The sequence below is a fragment of the Pseudomonas sp. UMAB-40 genome, from assembly GCF_900095275.1.
GTDB lineage: Bacteria > Pseudomonadota > Gammaproteobacteria > Pseudomonadales > Pseudomonadaceae > Aquipseudomonas > Aquipseudomonas mandelii_B.
Genome location: NZ_LT607627.1, coordinates 1 through 426, shown reverse-complemented (window position 1 = coordinate 426; position 426 = coordinate 1). Strand labels below are relative to the sequence as shown.

1 protein-coding gene is annotated in these 426 nt (G+C 54.9%); it reads right to left on the bottom strand.

The annotated features are described in order from the left end of the window. The coding region (locus tag K0F88_RS32060) for a calcium-binding protein (protein WP_306823163.1) at positions 1-426 on the bottom strand (426 nt) is incomplete at both ends.

Genomic DNA, 426 nt, shown 5'->3' with positions numbered 1-426 from the left:
CCAGAACGTCCCATCAGCAAATTCCACACGCTCGATGACAGCCGAAAGGGTGGCGTCTGCACTGGAGGTTGATCGATTAAACCAGCCTTTGACCGTGACCTGATCGGTACCGTTGCTGTGCATGAACACCAGATCAGAGTCGACCCTGCGCATATTGATATCGCTGGCCAGAATCCCCACGCCGAAACGCAAAGTGTCCGTAGCGCCATAACCGGGATCGTATTCGGTAATCGTGTCTTGACCATCGCCCAAGTTGAACAGGTACGTATCAGCGTTGTAGCCACCGTAGAGGCTGTCGTTGCCCGTGCCGCCGGCTAATGTATTGCCCGAAGAGTCACTGGCAACCTTGATGACATCATTTCCAGCATCGCCATACAGTTTGTTGGAACCGGTCCCGCCATCGAAAACGTCGTCACCCTCCCCTCC